This window comes from Thermostichus sp. OS-CIW-20 (genome assembly GCF_054061455.1).
Window position 1 is genome coordinate 1 of record NZ_JBSSEF010000046.1, and the last position, 19987, is coordinate 19987.

Sequence of the window (19987 nt, forward strand, 5' to 3'; positions counted from 1 at the left end):
AACTCTTTGCCGCAAATCCAAAGAATGAGTCGGCATTCCTTTCTCTCCTTCCTCTTGAATACCTGTACCCTATTTTAAATTAAAAGGCTGTATCTTTTGTGTCCTTCAGAATTTTAGAGCTGCTCCCGCCTCAGCCTAGCCGGGCGAGATGAAGTATTGACATACTCCCCAGCCCTTTGGGGCGGGGATCCTAGCTCCCCTCTGTCCCCCCGTATACGGGGGGTTTGGGGGTTCGGGGGAGAACGTCAACAGTCTGGTGAAGCAGAGACTTTGAGCAAGGGCAGCTCCCGTCCACAACCCGGCAGTTCCTTCCGGGAACAGCTTGGAAGGGGGCCATGTATTGGGCGGGCGCTTTTCCTTAAGGGTGGGGCAGGGCTAAGATAGCGGGAAAGGTTTCGTTACCTGTCGGCCCATGCCCCTTGCCTCTGAGACCGAGTCCTCGCAGCAAGCTCCGGCAACACCTGAGCCTTCTCGGGTGCCAGATCCGGAGTTTCCCTACGAGGTCGAGATGAGCTTGATGGAGCATCTGGAGGAGTTGCGTAGCCGCCTCTTGGCCAGTGTCATTGCGGTGGCCCTGTGTATCGTCGCCTGTTTTCTGGTGGTGAACCGCATCGTCGCCCTGCTGGAGGTGCCCGCTCAGGGGGTGACCTTCTTGCAACTGGCGCCGGGCGAGTATTTTTTCGTCTCTATGAAAGTGGCGGCATATTCGGGGCTGCTCTTGGCCACGCCCTTTGTGCTCTACCAAATTGCCCGCTTCGTCTTGCCAGGGCTGAGCGTCAAGGAGCGCAAGCTGTTGGGGCCGGTGGTGCTCGGATCCAGCCTTTTGTTTGTGGCTGGCTTGGTCTTTGCCTACTACCTCCTCATTCCGGCGGCGCTCAACTTCTTCATTCGCTATGGGGAAGGGGTGGTGGATCAGGCCTGGTCCATCGACCGCTACTTTGAGTTTGTGCTGCTGCTGATGTTCAGCACTGGCTTGGCCTTTCAGGTGCCGATTTTGCAGGCGCTGCTGGGAGCTTTGGGCCTGGTAACTGCTGAGCAGATGTTCAAGGGTTGGCGCTATGTTGTCCTAGGTTCGGTGGTGGCGGGGGCCATTCTCACCCCTTCCACGGATCCCCTCACCCAGAGCCTCCTGGCTGGCGCGGTAACGTTCCTGTACTTGTTTGGCATTCTCCTGGTGAAGCTGCTTGGCAAATGACCCAAGGCCGCAGACCTTGATTCTGCCAGCGGGGTCTCCGGCCCGGGAAAGAGAAACGCCAATGGATAAACTCTACCTTCTCACCAAGTTGCTCAGCGGCAACAGTCGGGACTGCAGCCCTGGCTAGCGCCGGGGTTCCGGCATCCACCCCCATCGGCAAGAGACGGCTCCACCGCCAGCGGGGGGAGAGCGGGCCCGGCCCGCCTTGAACTGGAAGGGATCCCGGCCAATTTTCCCGGGCAGGGTATTTCAACGGCGGATTGGCCCGCCTCACTCTGCCAGCGTACCGCTCGCCAGCCCACCAGGGACGAGAGGCCTGTTCGCAAGCCCTGGGGGGGTTGGTGCGGTTGTCAGAAGAGGCGGTTTTGGTGCCTGCTGTAGCCTCTGGGCCAGCGAGGGCAAACGGCGGCTCGCTGCGCTGCTGAGCTCTTCTCAAAGGGAGGTTTGGCCGATGGGCAAAGAGCAATTGGCTTTTGACCAACCAGTCTTCTAAAGTTCTATGGTTGCTTGGACTTTTCTCCCGAAGACAAATCCTTATCCTCCCAAAACCTACGATCCTGCTTACCCAGTCGGCAGCTACTGGGACAGCACAATACCAGATTCCAGTTGGCGACATCCGGCGCCTCTGCAAGGGCAGGTTGAGGCCGAGGTGGCCATCATAGGAGGAGGATTGACGGGGCTATCGACGGCCCTGCACCTGGCCCGCGATCACGGCATCTCGGCTTGCCTGCTGGAGGCGGGATCCCTGGGCTGGGGCGCCTCCGGGCGCAACGGCGGCTTCTGCGGAGTGGGGGCGAGCTACCTCACCCATGCCCAAATGGTGCGGCGGGTAGGCCTGGCGGAGACGGAGCGCTACTACCGGGATCAGCGGCAGGCGGTGGAGACCGTGCAAGAGCTGGCCGCTGCCGAGGGCTTTTCCCTGGATGCCCAGGGAGAAGGTTGGTACGCAGTAGCCCACCGCCCCAGCGCTTGGCGGGAGTTGGAGGCCGAATACCAGATCTACGCCCAGGTGGCCGGCTACCCAGTTCAGCTCCTCAGCCCCAAAGAGTTGCGGGAACGGGGCTTCGACAGCCGCGAGAACCACGGCGCCCTCCACATCGGGGTGGGGTTTGGCCTCAACCCCCTCAAGCTTGCCCAAGGGCTGGCCCAGGCCGCCCAGAAATGGGGAGCGCAATTGCACAGCGCCAGCCGGGTCGTTGCCTGGGAAAAGGTTGGCTCCCGCCACCTTTGCCATACGCCCGGGGGAACGGTGCGGGCACGGCACCTGGTCATCGCCACCAATGGCTACACGCCGGCCAACCTCTACCCCCAATTGGCCGGATCCCTGTTGCCGGTGCTTTCCAACATTCTGGTCACCCGGCCTCTGACGCCGGCAGAGCGAAGGGCTCAGGGCTGGTGGGATCCGACGCCGATCTACGACACGCGACGGCTGCTGTTCTACTACCGTCTCCTGCCGGATGGGCGCTTGCTGTTTGGGGGGCGGGACGGCACCTGCGATGCCCCAAGGGAACGCCAGCGCCTGCGGGCCTGGATGGCGCGGCAGCTCTACCGCCTCTTTCCCGCCTGGGAGGGGGTGGAGATCGAGTACGCCTGGAACGGCTTGGTTTGCCTCTCCCGCCAGCTTCACCCCCACATCGGCCCTTCGCCGACGGATCCCAGCCTCTGGTACGGCCTGGCCTACCACGGCAGCGGCGTGGCCACAGGGGTGTGGGCAGGCAAAATCCTGGCCCAGGAGATCGCCGGCATCCGACCCCAAATTAGCGCCCTCTTCCGCCAGCCACCGCGCCTTTTCCCTTTCCCCTGGCTGCGGCTTCACTACCTGCGGCTGGGGTATCTTTGGTGGCAGTTGACAGACGGATAGTTCCTTCAGGTGTGCGGGAGAGCCCCCTATTCGCTGCAGAAGTCCTGTCGTAATCTAGTCCTAGTTCGGCCTTGCCTTGGCCTCTCGCCATTGCCCGTCGTTCCTTGCTGAGGTACCCAGTGCTGCCCACAGCTTGTTATCGGCCTGATCAGGACTCGGTCATTCTAGAGGGTCCCTCTGTTTCCCAGATCCCACCGACAGCCTGCCGCCGCCGACGGCTCTCCCCAGGGGGGCAGCGGCTGGGGCTTGCTCTGCTGCTGAGCCTGCCCACCATGTTTTTGCCCTGGCCCGCTTTTGCCCAGATCGCCAGCTCCTTGCTCAATCCTCTGGTGGCCGCCTGGATTCGCTCTGAGGTGCAGCAGGTGGACAACTTGCGGGTGCAGATCGCCGGTTCCGACGCCCAGATTTTGAACGGCCAGATCCCCCAGGCCCAGGTGTCGGGAGACAACCTCATCTATCAGGGATTCCAGGTCAGCCACCTGCGGCTGCAGGGCCAGGATATTCGCCTCAATGTAGGGGAAGCCATCCAGGGACGTAGTCCCCTGCGGCTGTTGGCCCCCGTGCCGGTGCAGGTGAGCTTGCGCCTCACCGAAGACGATCTCAACCGCAGCCTTCAGGCTCCCCTCATCCAGTCCCAACTGGCCCAGGCGCAGGTGCAACTGCCCTTTGGAGGTCAAGCGGTGCCCTTCTTGATCCGCCAGCCCCAGGTCACCTTGCAGCAAAATCGGCTGCGCATCCAGGCCCAATTGGTTACTCCCGAGGGGGTGGAGGTGCCGGTTACGGTGCTAACTGGGCTACAGGCTCAGGGTCCCAACCAGTTGCGGCTGGTCAATCCCCTGTGGGTGAGCGAAGGGCAGGAGATCCCCATCCCCGGCCTGGCGGATTTTCCCATCCAGTTGGATCCAGGCGTGCGCATCGATCGCCTGGAGTTGCAGCCTGGCCAAATCCTCTACGAGGGCATGTTGGTCATCTACCCGGAGGCGGCGGCAGTGCCGCAGGGGTAGCGGGTTGTCGCCAGGGCTCGACCACTTGAGCTTGCCTTTGGGCGGTGCCAGCGGGATCTGCGGTGGCCAAGTTGTGATCGGGATCAAACCCAAGGTTGGGCTGCTGGGCGAGAATCCCTCTAGCCGTTGCCAAGCGGTCGCGGAGGGGTGGTGTATTGAGGTGAGTTCATGGCTTGGGGATCGCCGCCGCTACAACCCAGTGTTAGGCCCCTGCTCTTGGGGACTCTGCCGCTAATCCTGTCGCTGGTGTTGCTGGGGGGATGTTCCAGCGACGCCTTCTCCACGGTGCCCCTGGATGGGACGGCTGCCGGCACACGCACAGCCACGCCCCCCGGGCGAACTTTCTCCGATATTCCGCCCGGCCGGGATCCCCTTCTGAAGCACCTTTGGGCCAGCTTTGTGATCACGTCTGAGCAGTTGCAATCTGCCCGCAAGGCTCCCATCTCTCTCCATCCGCAGGCTCTCCTTCCCTGCACCGACTGCGAGAGCTTGGCAGAGCAGCTGGGATCCCTGCTCCCCACCCCCTCCTCCCGCGCCTTGGGCACCTATCGGCCTGACCAGCTCACACTCTCTTTCCGAGTTGAGCCCCACAAGACGTTTACCCGCCTCAGCGGCAGCTTTCACCTGGATACCACCACGCCCCTAGTTCACCCTGGCGAGGGGGTGCGCCTGGTGGTACAGCAGGCCTTCTGGGGGGACAAGGCGCTGGAGCCGCTGCCGCCCCCCCAGGACTTCTATGCCCGCCAGATGACTCAGGGTCGGTTCGAGGAGCGCACGTGGAGTTTCCCCTTCTCCCTCCCGGAGGCCGACGCCCCTGACCCCTCGCCGTCTCTACGGCTGCAGGTTGTCCTCACCTCCCCCATCCCGCCCGATTCTGCCCCTTTTCAGCGGGGCAGGCCGCTGCCTCCCCCCACGAGCCGGCTGTATCATGGGGTCACTTGGTCGGGCATGCCAACTTGGGAGCAGCTTCTGGCCTATCGCCAGGCCATTGGCCAGCCCCCCGCCTGGGCAGCGGTGGAGCACCTCTGGGATCCGCGCCAGGATTTTCCCCAGCCCCTGGCCAATCGCCTGCGGGAGAGCGGCTCCGTTCCCTACCTACGCCTGCGGCTGCAGCCGGCCCACCTCTCTTCCCTGGCTGCGGGCGAACAGGATGAGACCTTGCGCTCTTGGGCTCGGGGCATCCAGCGCTTTGCCACCCCGATTATCCTGGCCGTAGCTGTCGGGGACGGGGATACAGAGCTGCAACGACGGGCCTACCGTCACCTGATACAAACCCTGCGCTCTGAGGCCAATTTGCTCTGGGTTTTAGAGCTGGAGGGAGCGGATAACGAGGCAGCGTCTGCCTGGGCCGCCTTGCCAGGGGTGGACTGGCTGAGCCTGGAGGTGAAGGGGGATCCCGAGACCTTTGAAGCGTTGTACCGTCGCCTTGTGGCCTTTAACCCCCAGTTGCCCCTGATCCTCAGCGGGCCGTCTCCCGACGCAGAAGCTGCCCAGCCCTTTTTGGAAGGCTTGCAAGCCGGACGGTGGCTCCAGGTGATTGGCTGGAGCTGGGCCCTGGGCCCGCAGGGGATCCCGCCCGCGGCGGCGACAAACTGGCAGCAGCGTCTGCACCAGGGGGATCCCCCCCTCTGGCTGGGAGAAATGCGGGTGCAGCCTCCGCCCAGCCCTTCCCCTTCGCCCAAGCCCTGAGAAAAGCGCTTTGGCTGGAAAAACCCTCCCAAAACAGCGGATAATAGGCCAACCCACTGCTTTTTCTTTCGGTCTTCCCAGAATTGTGGCCCTGACCTGCCCACCACCGTCGCGCTTTGCCCAAGCCATCCAGCGGGGGGAATTTTTGCTCACGGCTGAGATCACCCCCCCCAAGGGATCCGACACCAGCACCCTGCTCTCTCTGGCCCAGCAGCTCAAGGGCCGGGTGCATGCCGTCAACATCACGGACTCCAACCGCGCCATGGCCCGCATGAGCCCCCTGGCCGCCTCGCTGCTGTTGCAGCAGGCGGGCGTTGAACCCATCCTGCAGCTGGCCTGCCGGGATCGCAACCGCCTGGCTCTGCAGGGGGATCTGTTGGGGGCCTCAGCGCTCGGCCTGCGCAACGTGCTGGCCCTCACCGGGGATCCCATCCAGGTGGGGGATTGCCCCGATGCCCGCCCAGTCTTTGACCTGGAATCGGTGCGTCTGCTGCAGCTTATCCAACGCCTCAACAACGGCCTCGACTGCAACGGCAAGCCCCTCCCCGACGGCGGCACCTGTCTGTTCCCGGGGGCAGCCGTAGAGCCGCAATCCCCCAGCTTTTCCGGCCTGGAGCGGCGCTTCCACCGCAAGCTGGAGAACGGAGCCCAGTTTTTCCAAAGCCAGATGGTGACCGACTTCGAGCAACTGGAGCGCTTCATGGACAAGCTGGGCCGCCCCGCCGGCAAGCCCATCCTGGCGGGCATCTTCCTGCTCAAATCCGCCAAAAACGCCCTCTTCATCAACCGCAACTTGCCGGGGGTGCAGATCCCGGACGCCATTATCCAGCGGCTGGCCGATGCCCCCGATCCCCTCGAAGAAGGGATCCGCATTGCTGCCGAACAGGTGCGCCAGGCCCGCCAGATCTGTCACGGCGTGCACCTGATGGCCGTCAAGGCCGAACACCTCATCCCGCACATCCTGGACGAGGCCGGGATCCCGCCCCTGAGCAGCTAGCTCAACACCTGCTCCAAGCCGTAGACCAGCCCCTTGAGCTGCAGCACCTTGCGAATGCCCAGGATCACTCCCGGCATGAAGGCCATCCGATCCGTGATGTCGTGTCTCAAGGTCAACGTCTGCCCCATGCCGCCGAAGATCACCTCCTGGTGGGCAATAAGCCCCGGCAGGCGAACGCTGTGGATGGGGATGTTGGGGCCGGGGATCCCTCCCCGCGAGCCGGGGATCAGCTCCTTTTCTTCCACCTCAGGCGGGTTAAAAGCTTTGCCCAGTTGTCCCAGCCGCTGCGCCGTCTGCAGAGCCGTGCCGCTGGGGGCATCGACCTTGCGGTTGTGGTGCAGCTCGACAATCTCCACGTGATCGAAATATTGGGCCGCCTGCAGCGCCATCTGCTGCAGCAGGATCATGCCGATGGCAAAGTTGGGCGCAATTAGACAGCCCACACCGGACTTATCCGCCAGATCCCTCAGCCGCTCCACCTGCTCCGGCGTCAGGCCCGTCGTCCCCACCACCGGCCGCACCCCAAACGCAATGGCCGAGCGGACGTTTTCATACACAGAGCGCGGATGGGTGAAATCCACCATGACGCCTCGGGCGCTCCGCTGCGACAGCCGCAGCAACTGGCCCGCCAGGTCGTCGGTAATCTCGACTCCCAGGGATCCCAGGCCCAACACCTCGCCAATGTCCGAGCCCAACTGGGAACGGGCCACCGCCCCCACCAACTTCATGTCGGGGGTTTGGGCCACCGCCCGCACCACCTCCCGCCCCATCTTGCCCAGGGCTCCCACCACCAAGACCGGGATGGGCTCAGAAGCCGCCGTCCCCTCCCCAATGGCGGCGCCCTCTTCTCGTCTTTTTTGCTCGACTGCTGTGGTCACCACCTGCCCCCTTGCCTAACCTAGCGCCGGATCCCCGAGCGGAGCCTCACAATTTCACCTCGATGTCCACCCCTGCCGGCAGATCCAGCTTCATCAAAGCATCGATGGTTTTGGAAGAGGGGGAGTAGATGTCGATAATGCGGCGGTGGGTGCGAACTTCAAAATGTTCCCGCGAATCCTTGTCCGTGTGGGGGGAACGCAGCACACAGTAGAGGCGACGCCGCGTCGGCAAAGGGATCGGGCCAACTGGCACAGCCTCCGTGCGGCGGGCCGTGTCCACGATTTTGTCGCAGGAAGTATCCAGTAGCCGATGGTCGTAGGCCTTTAGGCGGATACGAATTTTCTGTTGGGTCAAGGTAGCCATAGTCGGAGAGAAGGTAGGGTGTACTCAAAAAAATGGCAGGGATCGAGCTTGCCTGGAGTGACCAGCGCCCAATCCCTGCCAAGAGAAAGCCGCTTACTTCAGGATCTTAGAGACCACACCGGCCCCTACGGTACGACCGCCCTCACGAATGGCAAAGCGCATCCCTTGCTCGATGGCGATGGGCTGGATCAGCTCTACCGTCATCCTGACGCGGTCGCCGGGCATCACCATCTCCGGCTTAGAGCCGTCGTCAGCCGTGAAGGAAGTGATGGTGCCGGTGACGTCGGTGGTACGCACGTAGAACTGAGGACGATAGCCGGCAAAGAAGGGGGTGTGACGTCCGCCCTCTTCCTTCTTGAGGACGTAAACCTCCGACTCGAACTGGGTGTGAGGAGTGATGGTCTTGGGCTTGGCCAGCACCATGCCCCGCTCCACCTCGTTCTTCTGAATACCCCGCAACAACACACCCACGTTGTCGCCGGCAATCCCCTCGTCCAGCGTCTTCTGGAACATCTCTAGACCGGTAACGGTGGTGGAACGGGTTTCTCGCAATCCCACCAGCTCCACGGTTTCGCCAACTTTGATGCGGCCCCGCTCGATCCGGCCCGTCGCCACCGTGCCGCGACCGGTGATCGAGAAGACATCTTCCACTGCCATCAGGAAGGGCTTGTCCACATCCCGCTCCGGCGTTGGAATGTAGGAGTCTACCGCATCCATCAGCTCGTAGATCTTGTCCACCCAGGGATCCTCACCCCGCTGGGTTTTGGGGTTGGCCTGCATCCTTTCCAGAGCCTTGAGAGCGGATCCTCTGATGATGGGGATTTCGTCGCCGGGGAAGTCGTACTTGGAGAGGAGCTCCCGTATCTCCAGCTCCACCAGCTCCAGCAGCTCCTCGTCGTCCACCATGTCCACCTTGTTGAGGAAGACCACCAAGCTGGGTACCCCCACCTGACGGGCCAACAGGATGTGCTCTCGCGTCTGCGGCATCGGCCCATCGGCCGCCGAGACCACCAGGATGGCCCCATCCATCTGGGCCGCGCCCGTGATCATGTTTTTCACGTAGTCGGCGTGGCCGGGGCAGTCCACGTGGGCGTAGTGACGCTTCTCCGTCTGGTACTCCACGTGGGCAGTGTTGATAGTGATACCGCGGGCTCTCTCCTCTGGCGCCGCGTCGATCTCGTCATAGCGCTTGGCTGTGGCCTGACCCAGAGCAGCCAGGGTCATAGTAATGGCGGCGGTCAACGTCGTCTTGCCGTGGTCGACGTGGCCAATGGTGCCAACGTTGACGTGCGGTTTGGTACGTTCAAACTTAGCGCGTGCCATGAATCATCACTTCCTTTTGATTTCAGTTGGTTACTCCACTTCCTTTGCTTTTGGCAATGATGGCTTCGGCAATACTGCGAGGAACTTCCTCGTAGTGGCTGAACTCCATCGTAAAGATGCCCCGCCCTTGGGTTTTGGAGCGGATGTCGGTGGCATATCCAAACATCTCCGCCAAGGGAACCTTGGCATTGACCTTGGAGATGCCGCCCTCTGTACTCATCCCCTCCATCTGGCCGCGACGGGCGTTGATGTCTCCGATAACATCCCCGACGAAGGCTTCGGGAACTTCCACCTCCACCTTCATCATCGGCTCCAGCAGGACGGGGTTGGCTCTGCGAGCAGCCTCCTTCAACGCCATCGAGCCGGCGATCTTGAAGGCCATTTCGCTGGAGTCCACCTCGTGGTAGGAGCCGTCCACCAGCGTGACGCGAATATCGATCAAAGGATAGCCAGCCAAGACGCCGGACTCGCAGGCTTCGCGGATCCCTTGCTCGGCAGGCGGAATGTACTCTTTGGGGATGACACCACCCACAATTTTGGAGACAAACTCGAACCCCGTGCCCGGCTCTGCCGGCTCCAGGTCGATGACCACATGGCCGTACTGGCCGCGGCCGCCAGTCTGGCGGATGAACTTCCCTTCCACGCGGCTAACTGGCTTGCGGATGGTTTCGCGGTAGGCCACTTGGGGGTTGCCCACGTTGGCTTCTACGTTGAACTCCCGCAGCATGCGATCCACCAGAATCTCCAGGTGGAGCTCGCCCATGCCGGAGATGATGGTTTGGTTGGTCTCCGGATCCACCGAGACGCGGAAGGTGGGATCCTCCTTGGCCAGGGCCTGCAGCGCTTTGGAGAGTTTGTCGATATCGGCTTTGGTCTTAGGCTCGACAGCCACCGAGATTACCGGCTCGGGGATATATAGGGACTCCAGGATCACCGGCGCGTTTTCGTCGCAGAGGGTGTCCCCAGTGGTGGTATCTTTCAGGCCCAACACAGCCCCCAGATCGCCTGCCCGCAGCTCATCTACATCCAGACGCTCGTCCGCCTTGAGCACCACTAGGCGGGAGATGCGCTCCTTTTTGTTCTTGGTGGAGTTGAGCACATAGGTGCCCTTGGTTAGCACCCCAGAGTAAACGCGGATAAAGGTGAGGTCTCCGTACTTGTCGCTCATCAGCTTGAAGGCCAGGGCGGAGAAGGGCTCATCGTCGCTGGCTTTGCGCGACACCTCCGACCCATCCGGCAATACCCCCTTGATGGCGGGAATATCGATGGGAGAGGGAAGGTAGTCCACCACCGCGTCCAGCAGCATCTGCACACCCTTGTTCTTGAAGGCAGAGCCGCACAGCATGGGCACAATTTGGCCGCTGATGGTGCCTTTGCGCAGACCAGCCATTAGGTCGGCTTCGCTCAGATCCTCCTCGGCAAAGTACTTCTCCATCAGGGCCTCGTCGGTCTCGGCCACTGCTTCCACCAGCTTGGCCCGGTATTCCGCCACCAGATCCTTCATCTCCTCCGGGATGGGGGCAGGGCGAATGTCCTTGCCGATCTCATCCATGTAGATATTGGCCTGCAAGCGCACCAGATCGACGATGCCGCGGAACTCGTCTTCCGCCCCGATGGGCAGTTGGATCGGCACGGCGTTGGCTTTGAGGCGCTCCCGGATCTGGTTATAAACCTTGAGGAAATTGGCCCCCATGCGATCCATTTTGTTGACAAAGGCAATGCGGGGCACATTGTAACGATTGGCCTGCCGCCAGACGGTTTCCGACTGCGGCTGCACGCCCCCTACCGAGTCGAAGACGGCGATCACCCCGTCCAGCACCCGCATCGAGCGCTCCACCTCGATGGTGAAGTCCACGTGCCCTGGCGTGTCGATGATGTTGATGGTGTATTCCGGCGCGCCGGCGAGAGGTTGGGAGGGGTTTTTCGGATCCCGCTTGGTCCAACGGGTAGTGATGGCCGCGGCCGTGATGGTGATGCCCCGCTCCCGTTCCTGAGCCATCCAGTCGGTTACCGTGGTTCCCTCGTGAACCTCGCCAAGCTTATGCACCAGACCGGAATAGAAGAGGATCCGTTCTGTGGTCGTGGTCTTGCCAGCATCGATGTGGGCCGCGATACCAATATTTCGAACTCGTTCCAGGGGAACTGTGCGTGCCACGTTAACCTCCCAATCCTCGTCGCCCTGCGACTCGGGCAAACTAAAAAAACCTTTACAATTCTAGTCTTTTTTGCCCCTTCTCCTCCAGATCCAGCCCAGCTCTCGGCAAATGGGAAGGGATCCCAACAACATCCTCCTTTGCTCGGCCAGCGGGGTTCAGTAGCGGTAGTGGGCAAAGGCTTTGTTGGCTTCGGCCATGCGATGGACTTCCTCTCGCCGGCGGATGGCGTTGCCGGTTTCGTTGGCCGCATCTATAATCTCATTGGCTAACTTGGCAGACATAGTGCGGCCTGGACGGGTGCGGGAAAAGGTGACTAGCCAGCGCAGCGCCAATGAGGTTCCTCGCTCCGCTCTGACCTCCACAGGCACCTGATAGGTGGCGCCGCCCACCCGCCGCGCTTTCACCTCCACCAAGGGGGTGGCGTTGCGAACGGCATTTTCCAGTACGGGCAGCGGATCCTGGCCGGTGCGCTCTCGCACAATCTCTAGAGCGTCGTAGAGGATCCTGGCGGCAAGAGAAGCCTTGCCCCTCATCATCAACTTGTGGATCAGCATGGTAACCAAACGGCTCCCGTACTTGGGATCTGGAGGCACGTCACGGCGAGGAGCACGGTTGCGGCGAGACATAGGAGCTGTAGAACTTGAAGGCAGGATGACGTCCAGAGGGAAACTATTTCTTCTTGCCAGCGGCGGCTGGGGCTTGGCCGGGCTTAGGCCGTTTTGCCCCGTATTTGGAGCGGCCTTGCTTGCGGTCTTTCACTCCTGCGGCGTCGAGCGTGCCCCGAATAATGTGATAGCGCACGCCGGGCAAGTCCTTGACCCTTCCGCCGCGAATCATGACCACCGAGTGCTCTTGTAGGTTGTGGCCAATGCCGGGGATGTAAGCAGTAACTTCAAAGCCAGAGGTGAGGCGAACCCGCGCCACCTTCCGCAAAGCTGAGTTGGGCTTCTTGGGCGTTGTCGTGTACACTCGGGTGCAAACTCCCCGCCGCTGAGGACATCCTTTCAGGGCAGGGGCCTTGGTCTTGCGAACGGCAGCCTTGCGCTCTTCGCGAATGAGTTGCTGAATGGTGGGCATGGGTTGGCTGAGAAGATCGCTACTCAATTATCCGGCAGTAGTAAATCCTAGCAAGGCGGGATCCCGGCGTCAACTTAAGGGATCAGCTTCTGGGCTGGTGGCTTGGCTGAGTGAGAATTTCAGCATCCTTGTTCCCCTCAGCTAGCCTAGAGGAGCTTCTGCACACCAGAAGGAACTCGCGAAAGGCGATGGGCTGGATGGATTGGTGGATTTTGCTCCCTTGTCCGCTCTGCCAGCGCCCGGCTAAGGCTGTGTTTTGTCCAGACTGTCAAAGGCGGCTGCAGGCGGAGCGGCTCGACTCTTGGCCGGTCACCACTTCGCCTTGGCCGCTTTATGCTTGGGGGATCCACCGGGGAGCGCTGGGCCGGGCCATCTATTGCCTGAAATATGAAGGACAGCGGCGCATTGGCGCGGTTTTGGGGGAATGGCTGGGATCCCGCTGGCTGGAGAGCCGACAGAAGCGTTCGGGATCCCAGGGAAGCCATGACCTGCTGTCTCGCCACGACTATACGGTGGTGCCCATCCCTCTGCATGCGGAGCGGCTGCGGCAGCGGGGCTACAACCAGGCGGCTTTGATCAGCCAAGCTTTTTGCGAGCGGACGGGTCTAAGACATTTACCTGACGCTCTGGTGCGGGTGCGGGCCACAGCGGCCCAACATGAGCTCAACCCCCTGCAACGCCAGCAGAACTTGGCAGGCGCCTTTGCTCTCAAGCGCGCTCCCGCCACGCCGGTGCTACTGGTGGATGACATCTACACCACCGGCTCCACCGTCCAAGCGGCGCAGCAGGTCTTGGTCGCTGCCGGGATCCCGGTGGCCGGGGTGATCGTCGTGGCCCAGGCGCAGCAAGCTGCCGACCGTTCCACCCTGCCCTGGCAGCTCCGACGGCGTGGCCAGGCTTGACTATCGGGCCTGTTGCAGGGCTGCCTGCCGGGGATCCACGTTGAGGAACACGGTGGCATCCCCCTCGACGCGGATGATGCGCAGAGGGGGCAGCGAGTCCGTCGGGTTTTGGATGCGCTCCTGGAGTTTTTCGTAAAACAACAGATCCGCCAGTTGTGCGTTTTCCGCTGCTGCTTGTCCCTTCAGCTCAATGGCCCGCTGGTTGGCTGCCGCCAGGATCAACAGCCGCTCGGTTTCCTTTTGCTGAATTTGTGCCCGCACTGCTGCTGTTTGTGCCGTAATCGAGGCCACCTGTTTGCGTTCAATGGAATCTCGCAGAGCTTGTGGAAAATCGGGGTTGCCCAGGAAGAGGCCTTCTACCTGGATCAAGGGCAGGGCTTGACCATCGCGGTTGACGGTGGGCATCTCTTGGCGGATCAAGTCCAGGGCCCGTTGTTCGATGGCCGTGCGCTGGCTTTTGCGGTAGAAATCCTCGGAATCGAAAGAGGCGGAGATATCCCGGATTTTGGAGCGCACCACCGGCACCACCACTGTCGAAAGATAGTTCTCGCCGATGCTGGCGTGCAGCTCATCCAAAGTGGCGAGGTTGGGCTTGAGGGCAATGGCCACATCGATGGCAAAGGCTTGTCCATCGGCGGTGTTCACGGTGATGGCGTTGCTGATGGCATTGGCCGAGGCGGGGTTGTTGGTAAACTCCCAAACGCGGGTGAGCACGGTGTAGGTGATCGGCGTTTCGATCCCCGGGATCCGGAAGATGACCCCCGGCAATTCTACCCGCCCCTTCTGCAACCCGGAAAAGGTATTGAACACTACAGTGGCATGTCCGGGCAAAGTAACGTACAGGCAAGCGCGGAGCACTCCCAGAGCTGCCAAGAGGGCGATCACTCCCGCGGTCAGCCAACCGGCTCTGCTGTGGGGTGCTTCTCCTGTTGGATACATGGCGGCTGCTCCCGTTTTAGGGTCGGTGAGAAGAGCTGAGGAAATTGGGGACAGGCTAAAAGGATTGATTTCCTGTTGAGTTATTTGGTGATCAAAGTTTCCAGACGGGATCCCAGTACCGCAGCTTTCACCACCTCTAAGTACTGCGGATTTTGGGTGAGGGCCTGTGCTTTGGCTCTCAATTGACCGGCTTCTGCCTCCGCTTGAGAAATGATGGCGCGGGCATCTTGGCGGGCCTGCTCGATCTCAAATTGCTTTTGCGCCAGTTGATTTTCGGCAATGGTTTTTGCCTCAATGGCCGCTACGAAATCAGGATCGAAATCCACATCCCGCAGCAGAAAATCCAAAACCTCGATGCCGTATTCCTTCAGCAGAAGAGCCACCCGTTCCCGAATTTGTCCTTGCAGCAGCGGGCGCTCCGTGGAATACAGAGCCTGGGCGGAAAAGCCGCTGGTCTCATTCAGAATGACCGACCGGACGATGGGGGCGATGCGATCCAGGTAATTTTCCCCCAGTTGCGTATAGACCTTGGGGGCGTCCACAATGCGAAATTGCAGCGTCGCTTCAGCCGCAATCTGCTGCCCATCCTGAGAAAGGGCCACCAGCCGCGGTGCGTAGGCGGTCGGGTCGTTGTCTTTCCAGGTCAGAGCTTGGGTTTTCACATCAAAGATGACTGTGCGAGAGACAAAGGGCGGCACCCAATGGAGACCAGGCTGCAAAGCCATCGGGCTCACCCCCCCTCCCCAGGTGAACACCACCATATTTTCTCCATTGCCCACCAGTCGCAGCGGCCTGCCCATCGCCACCAGGATCAACACGGCTCCGGCAAGGGTGGCCTTGGGCAACCAGCGACCAACTCGCCTCTCCCAACCTTCTGCTCGCATCTCCCCATCTCCTGCGCATGCAGCCATTCTCGCGGCTGTGGGGAAATGAGGCCGAGAAATCGCCGCTATCTTTTAAGTTTTCTCCAGGGATCCCGCGAGAGATCCCGCGCTTGCTCGCCCACTGTTCTCAACGATGTCGAGAACTCTACAAAGTTTACAAAAGATTACTTCATACTTTGCAAAGACCCGTGACAGACAAGCGAAAAGGGAAGAAGATTAAGACATAATAAAGATTTGGGTTGCCGTTCATGCTACCTACTGTCGACTACGAGCGGCGAGACATCCAAGTGCCACTCTCGTGCATCCCCGTTGCCGCCCGGGCCTTGATCCGGCAGGGGGTATCCGTCTGCTGGCGGGAAGAAAGCCTGTCTGCCCTAATTCGTCTGGGATCCAAAGGAGCCGCCGACCGAGCCGCCATTCTGCTGGTGGAAATGAGCCTCATGGGCCAACCGGAAGAGCTAAAAAACTGGCTGGAGATGTGCTGGCAACTGCCCGCTTGTCTCAGGGAACCGCTGCAGGTGTAGGATAAAGGATCACTGCAGTTCAAGAGCCTGCCTCGTCGAGGAGAAACTGGCTGCCGTAGCCGGTAACGATGCGGGTTCCATCTTTGAGGATATGAATTTCCACCTGGTCACTGGCCCAATTAAGCTGGTTTTGCAAGGCGGGGTTGAAGACGTGCACCCGCTGGTTGCGGGAAGAGACCAGCGAGTGGGGGGAGCGAATGGCCTGGGATTGCAGGTAGGGCCCGTCCACCAAAATATCCAGCTCTTGCAGCAGCTCCTGGGCGCCGGGAGGAGCCTGGGGGGATCGCAACTCTTCCAGCGTGAATCCACTGAAGGCCATCACCGTCAGCCCTTTCGCTTTCAGGAGCCGCGCCAAGCTGGCCAGGGCAGGAGCCTGCCAGAAGGGCTCCCCTCCCGAGAAGGTCACCCCCTCGTTTCTGGGGTTGCTGAGGATTTGCTCGGCCAGGTCGGTGATCTTCACCAGTTGGTTGACCTCAAACGGCCAAGAAGTAGGGTTGAAGCAGCCCGGGCACTCTCGCAGGCAGCCCTGCACCCAGACCACAGCGCGCCGGCCCGGCCCATTGACTTCCGACTCGTCTACATAGCCCATCAGGTTAAGATAGCCTCTCGGGATCCGCGCCTGAAAGTCCAGCGCTATCTTTGCCTTGGACATGGGTCACCTGCTGCAAAACGGCTTTGAGACTACTCTTAGCCTAGTGAGAAGCCGAACGCGAAAGCTGTAATTAATGGAGATGTCTCCAAAGCGCTCCGCGCCGCTGACGCCCCCAACCCCTCTCCCTCTGGGAGAGGGGAGTTAGGGATCGACGAAGCAACCATTTCGTTAGTCAGGTAGGCTGCTGGTGGAAAAGAAAGATTCTAGCTGATCATCGCGCTAGGCGCTATCCCTCCCCACGGTATAGACGGTGGGGTATCCCCCGCCTTCAGATGAAGCCAGGAGCCCCGGGCAGACTTTTCGGGATCCGGTACTCCACCATGAGCCCTGCTGCTCCTAGCTTTGCAGCAAAGTGTCTCGTATCTCGCCCGGGTAACGTGCCACCTTCCACCGCCAGCGACCGAACGCGCCATGGGCATTGACGGCTTGCACCCACTCGTCCAGATAGCGCCGCTTCACCCGGTCTAGTTCGGTGTCCTGTCCCTTTGTTTCCAGAATGAGCATGTCGCCGTTGGCCAGGCGCACAAGAAAATCTGGCCGATACTTCCGCACCACGCCGCGATACAGGTACAGGACTTCGAAGCCCAGATGGTCGTTCTTCGCCCAGGCGCTCACGGCACTGCTATTGTCCAATACGAAAGCATCCGACGCCTCCCACGTGCTGTCGTAGACGCAGACGTTGATGTGCGACTTGCGCGTGCGTTCACAAGGTTTGCTGGTGTACCAGGTGCGCATTTGGCCCGTCGAGCGGATCGGGTGGTCGCGATCGAAGACTGGCACAAGTTTCTCAGTGTTCTCCTGCCGCACCGCCTCGCAGACATGTTGCACAACTCGTGACAGGTTGAGGGTGATGATCAGCCGACGGCGCAGTTCGTCCTGATAAAAAAGAGGTGGGGAGATCAAAATCCGGTCAGAGCGAATGAACTGCTCGACAATCCGCACCAACTGCGCCAGCAAGATTTCGCGACTGCCTCTCCAGCTTTGCCTTACCTGATCGAACACATTGCGGGCAGTTTCGAAGATGATGCGCTGCGTGCGAAACTCTCGCGCCAACTTCTCCAGTTCGATACGGCTGATCTGGTTTACGTCGGGCTTGCCTTCGAGAATTGGTGCCAGTTCTGCCACTTGCGGCGTCTGAGCCGCGTCTAGTTCCAATGGCTGCACCTTTGACCAATCGAGAGTCAACGTTGGCTGAAGTAAGCGCTCGATGCGCACCACATTCGGCCAGCGGATCTCAAACTCCGCTTTGGCCGGGTCCGGTTCTACGGCGGTCTTGGGCGTTGGCGGGGGCGGCGGGCCATCTCCGCTATCCTCGTGCGGCAAGAAAGTAAAAGGCACGCCGAAGATATTGACGTATTCGGGCTCAAGCAGCCCCGTTTGTGGGTTGATCTCGTAGGATGTGCGGCGCAGGCCCCGGCCCACGACCTGCTCGCACAGAAGTTGGGAAGTGAAGGCCCGCAGCCCCATAATGTGCGTCACCGTCTTGGCATCCCAGCCCTCACTGAGCATCCCAACGGAAATGACGTTCTGGATTTTCTCGCCGGGCTGCCCCACCTGGCCCACCGTATCTACGATCTTTCGCAAACGTTCCGCCTGCTCTGCTTTGGTCAGCCGGCATTCGACCGGTACGTCCTCCTCTTCTCCATCATCGGCCTCGTCTGAAGCTTCCACCACTGCAGTGGACTCTTCCTTTGCCTCAGCCTCTTCTAGCACCTTCGAGTCGATGTGCAAGATTCCCTCCGAGTTACACAGCTCGTCAATGGGAATGCGCCGTGATTCGAAGGCGTGCTTGACCCGCGCTGCCGTCTCAGTGCGGTTACAGACAGTGATCATCACAGGCGGCGTGGGCAGGTCGGCTGCTTTCCAGGCCTTCCACGTCTCCCGCCAGTCGTAGCCCAGCAGGTAGTAGGCGTTCAGCACCAGATCCGGCAGCAGCTCTTCGGGATTGGCGCGTCGGTTGAGGTCGTCTTTCACCTCCGGGTCGTTGTAGATGTGGTATAGACGGGACTTGTAGGTTTTGGCATTGGGCACAGCGTCGTCACGCACTACAACGCGCGGGGTCTTGACCAGCCCCGATTCGATGGCGTCGTTCAGCCCGAAGTCGCTGACGATCCAGCCAAAGAGCGCCTCTTCACTGCTCTTCTTTCCCGAGGGCGCGAAGGGGGTGGCGGAGAAGTCGTAACAGGTGAGAATGCCGCGCGAACGGTGCAGCCGATCCAGGCCTCCAACCCACACCGTCGCTTCTTGGGCGCTGTCTTTTAAATCACGCTGGCGCAGGTACTTGCCTTCGGCTTCCCAGTTGACGCGCCAGGCGTGGTGCGCCTCGTCGTTGATGACCAGCAGGTTGTGCGCGTTGGCCATCTCGCCCAGCACCTCGCGCGTATAGGCTTCATCGCTCTTCGCGCCGCGTTTGTCCACGCTCTTCCGCTTTTTGATCTGCTCTTCGCTCTCCCAGGCCAGGGCATGCCAGTTGCGGACCAGCACCCGCCCCTGCCGCAGCTTGTCGAGCAGCGTGGACGGCACAATGTCGAACGCTTCGTAATAGTTACCGGCGCCCGCGGGCTCCAGCACCGCCAGCCGTTTCTTGACCGTCAGACCGGGGGCAACGACCAGCACGTTCTTCGAAAAGCGGGCATCTTGGGGGTTGGCCACTTTGTTAAGGATGTGCCAGGCAATCACCATCGCCATGACGATGGTCTTGCCCGTGCCGGTGGCCATCTTGCAGCACCGCCGATCAAAGTCCCCGCCGTCTCCCGGGATCTCAATGCCCACCCGCTCGGCAGCAGGCGCCTCGGTCAGCCAAATGAGCGTCTCGACGGCTTCCAATTGACAGAAGAAAAAGCGACGTCTGTCGAACTCCTCCGGGTCATGCCAGTGCGCCAAGAGCCGCCTGGTGATGCTGGTGATCCCGGGATAGCCTGCCTCGCGCCAGGCTTTGACGCGCGGGCGGATCTGGTTGACAAGCGGGATTTCAACGAAGATGCCCGGATCGTCGAAAGATTTGGAACCGGGAGTCGCTACCACGTAACCCGCTGGCCGCCGCCCTTCAACCAGTTCGAACGTACGCGTCTCGCGATCGTAGCGCCAGTGCTTCTTCGGCTCCTCGTAGGGAGAGTTGATGATCAAGCGGTCAATGGTAGTCCGGGCCATCGCTTTCCTCGCATTCTGTTGCTGCGCTGATCTGTTCCTTCGCCCAGTGGCACATCCGGGCAACCACGCTCGTCAGATCATCGTCAGAGGCGAGCGTGATTTCCAAATCGTCGTAGCGGAAGGCGACGGCAAAAGGGTTCAGCCGGCGCAGTTGGCTTTCCGTGACTGGCAGCGTCACGCCGCGATTCGCTAACAGGCGCGCCAGCTTGACCAGATCGTGTGTGCGCTCGAACTCGATCTGTTGCAGGAACAAGACCGCCTTGAGCGATTTCTCCACCGCCTGCTGGGCGTGGAAATAAGTACAGCCTTTTAATTTAAAATAGGGTACAGGTATTCAAGAGGAAGGAGAGAAAGGAATGCCGACTCATTCTTTGGATTTGCGGCAAAGAGTT

General features: G+C 60.9%; 18 protein-coding genes. 7 read left to right on the top strand and 11 right to left on the bottom strand.

Annotated features, from left to right (window positions below; genetic code table 11):
- The first annotated feature begins 412 nt into the window (after positions 1-412).
- The 5 genes from tatC (at position 413) to ACVWXC_RS12535 (ending at position 6746) form a co-directional block, all read left to right on the top strand.
- Positions 413-1195 (top strand): twin-arginine translocase subunit TatC, encoded by a 783-nt coding sequence (gene tatC / locus ACVWXC_RS12515; RefSeq protein WP_011430168.1) that lies wholly within the window; start codon positions 413-415, stop codon positions 1193-1195.
- Positions 1196-1844: 649 nt separating this feature from the next.
- Positions 1845-3056, top strand: a complete 1212-nt coding sequence (locus ACVWXC_RS12520) for an NAD(P)/FAD-dependent oxidoreductase (RefSeq protein WP_228375481.1) — start codon at positions 1845-1847, stop codon at positions 3054-3056.
- Positions 3057-3127: 71 nt separating this feature from the next.
- The gene (locus ACVWXC_RS12525; protein WP_240527375.1) at positions 3128-4060 is read left to right on the top strand and encodes an LmeA family phospholipid-binding protein; all 933 of its coding nucleotides are present in this window, start codon (positions 3128-3130) and stop codon (positions 4058-4060) included.
- A gap of 168 nt (positions 4061-4228) precedes the next feature.
- Complete coding sequence (locus ACVWXC_RS12530; protein WP_457393072.1) at positions 4229-5749, top strand: hypothetical protein; 1521 nt, start codon at positions 4229-4231, stop codon at positions 5747-5749.
- An 85-nt stretch (positions 5750-5834) separates the two neighbouring features.
- Positions 5835-6746, top strand: coding sequence for a methylenetetrahydrofolate reductase (locus ACVWXC_RS12535; RefSeq protein WP_011430163.1), 912 nt, complete (start codon positions 5835-5837; stop codon positions 6744-6746).
- Here ACVWXC_RS12535 and dapB read toward each other — a convergent pair.
- The 6 genes from dapB to rpsL form a co-directional block, all read right to left on the bottom strand.
- Positions 6743-7579 carry a 4-hydroxy-tetrahydrodipicolinate reductase gene (gene dapB / locus ACVWXC_RS12540; protein ID WP_041439013.1) on the bottom strand — a complete coding sequence of 279 codons (837 nt, stop codon included), beginning with the start codon at positions 7577-7579 and terminating at the stop codon, positions 6743-6745. The genes ACVWXC_RS12535 and dapB overlap by 4 nt on opposite strands.
- 91 nt (positions 7580-7670) lie before the next feature.
- On the bottom strand, positions 7671-7988 hold the full coding sequence (gene rpsJ / locus ACVWXC_RS12545; protein WP_011430161.1) for a 30S ribosomal protein S10: 318 nt from the start codon (positions 7986-7988) through the stop codon (positions 7671-7673).
- A gap of 93 nt (positions 7989-8081) precedes the next feature.
- Positions 8082-9311: an elongation factor Tu gene (gene tuf, locus ACVWXC_RS12550; protein ID WP_011430160.1), complete on the bottom strand. Its 1230-nt coding sequence runs from the start codon at positions 9309-9311 to the stop codon at positions 8082-8084.
- Positions 9312-9333: 22 nt separating this feature from the next.
- The gene (gene fusA, locus ACVWXC_RS12555; RefSeq protein ID WP_011430159.1) at positions 9334-11466 is read right to left on the bottom strand and encodes an elongation factor G; all 2133 of its coding nucleotides are present in this window, start codon (positions 11464-11466) and stop codon (positions 9334-9336) included.
- Between the two features lie 156 nt (positions 11467-11622).
- Entirely contained in the window at positions 11623-12093 is a 471-nt protein-coding gene (gene rpsG / locus ACVWXC_RS12560) for a 30S ribosomal protein S7 (protein WP_011430158.1), read from the bottom strand.
- Between the two features lie 43 nt (positions 12094-12136).
- Positions 12137-12544, bottom strand: a complete 408-nt coding sequence (rpsL, locus tag ACVWXC_RS12565; protein ID WP_011430157.1) for a 30S ribosomal protein S12 — start codon at positions 12542-12544, stop codon at positions 12137-12139.
- A gap of 197 nt (positions 12545-12741) precedes the next feature.
- Between rpsL and ACVWXC_RS12570 the strand changes: the two genes are divergently transcribed.
- On the top strand, positions 12742-13446 hold the full coding sequence (locus tag ACVWXC_RS12570; RefSeq protein ID WP_457393079.1) for a ComF family protein: 705 nt from the start codon (positions 12742-12744) through the stop codon (positions 13444-13446).
- On the opposite strand, the gene ACVWXC_RS12575 is transcribed toward ACVWXC_RS12570, so the two are convergent.
- Together ACVWXC_RS12575 and ACVWXC_RS12580 are read right to left on the bottom strand one after the other, a co-directional pair.
- A complete protein-coding gene (locus tag ACVWXC_RS12575) occupies positions 13447-14385 on the bottom strand; it encodes a prohibitin family protein (RefSeq protein ID WP_457393082.1) in 939 nt (312 codons plus the stop codon).
- An 80-nt stretch (positions 14386-14465) separates the two neighbouring features.
- Positions 14466-15269 (bottom strand): prohibitin family protein, encoded by an 804-nt coding sequence (locus ACVWXC_RS12580; protein ID WP_414343102.1) that lies wholly within the window; start codon positions 15267-15269, stop codon positions 14466-14468.
- A 248-nt stretch (positions 15270-15517) separates the two neighbouring features.
- Between ACVWXC_RS12580 and ACVWXC_RS12585 the strand changes: the two genes are divergently transcribed.
- Positions 15518-15793, top strand: a complete 276-nt coding sequence (locus ACVWXC_RS12585) for a hypothetical protein (RefSeq protein WP_228375478.1) — start codon at positions 15518-15520, stop codon at positions 15791-15793.
- A 19-nt stretch (positions 15794-15812) separates the two neighbouring features.
- Here ACVWXC_RS12585 and ACVWXC_RS12590 read toward each other — a convergent pair whose 3' ends face one another.
- The 3 genes from ACVWXC_RS12590 to ACVWXC_RS12600 form a co-directional block, all read right to left on the bottom strand.
- Entirely contained in the window at positions 15813-16445 is a 633-nt protein-coding gene (locus tag ACVWXC_RS12590; RefSeq protein WP_457393086.1) for a 4Fe-4S single cluster domain-containing protein, read from the bottom strand.
- 336 nt (positions 16446-16781) lie between these two features.
- Positions 16782-19595 carry a BPTD_3080 family restriction endonuclease gene (locus tag ACVWXC_RS12595; RefSeq protein ID WP_414508365.1) on the bottom strand — a complete coding sequence of 938 codons (2814 nt, stop codon included), beginning with the start codon at positions 19593-19595 and terminating at the stop codon, positions 16782-16784.
- Positions 19576-19929 (bottom strand): HEPN domain-containing protein, encoded by a 354-nt coding sequence (locus ACVWXC_RS12600; RefSeq protein WP_083759161.1) that lies wholly within the window; start codon positions 19927-19929, stop codon positions 19576-19578. The genes ACVWXC_RS12595 and ACVWXC_RS12600 overlap by 20 nt, the downstream gene beginning before the upstream one ends.
- Positions 19930-19987 lie beyond the last annotated feature (58 nt).

Bases quoted from the DNA above. Each gene is read 5' to 3' on its own strand.
- tatC (WP_011430168.1), top strand. From the start codon at position 413: ATGCCCCTTGCCTCTGAGACCGAGTCCTCGCAGCAAGCTCCGGCAACA.
- ACVWXC_RS12530 (WP_457393072.1), top strand. From the start codon at position 4,229: ATGGCTTGGGGATCGCCGCCGCTACAACCCAGTGTTAGGCCCCTGCTC.
- rpsJ (WP_011430161.1), bottom strand. From the start codon at position 7,988: ATGGCTACCTTGACCCAACAGAAAATTCGTATCCGCCTAAAGGCCTAC.
- tuf (WP_011430160.1), bottom strand. From the start codon at position 9,311: ATGGCACGCGCTAAGTTTGAACGTACCAAACCGCACGTCAACGTTGGC.
- rpsG (WP_011430158.1), bottom strand. From the start codon at position 12,093: ATGTCTCGCCGCAACCGTGCTCCTCGCCGTGACGTGCCTCCAGATCCC.
- rpsL (WP_011430157.1), bottom strand. From the start codon at position 12,544: ATGCCCACCATTCAGCAACTCATTCGCGAAGAGCGCAAGGCTGCCGTT.
- ACVWXC_RS12570 (WP_457393079.1), top strand. From the start codon at position 12,742: ATGGATTGGTGGATTTTGCTCCCTTGTCCGCTCTGCCAGCGCCCGGCT.
- ACVWXC_RS12575 (WP_457393082.1), bottom strand. From the start codon at position 14,385: ATGTATCCAACAGGAGAAGCACCCCACAGCAGAGCCGGTTGGCTGACC.
- ACVWXC_RS12580 (WP_414343102.1), bottom strand. From the start codon at position 15,269: ATGCGAGCAGAAGGTTGGGAGAGGCGAGTTGGTCGCTGGTTGCCCAAG.
- ACVWXC_RS12585 (WP_228375478.1), top strand. From the start codon at position 15,518: ATGCTACCTACTGTCGACTACGAGCGGCGAGACATCCAAGTGCCACTC.
- ACVWXC_RS12590 (WP_457393086.1), bottom strand. From the start codon at position 16,445: ATGTCCAAGGCAAAGATAGCGCTGGACTTTCAGGCGCGGATCCCGAGA.
- ACVWXC_RS12595 (WP_414508365.1), bottom strand. From the start codon at position 19,595: ATGGCCCGGACTACCATTGACCGCTTGATCATCAACTCTCCCTACGAG.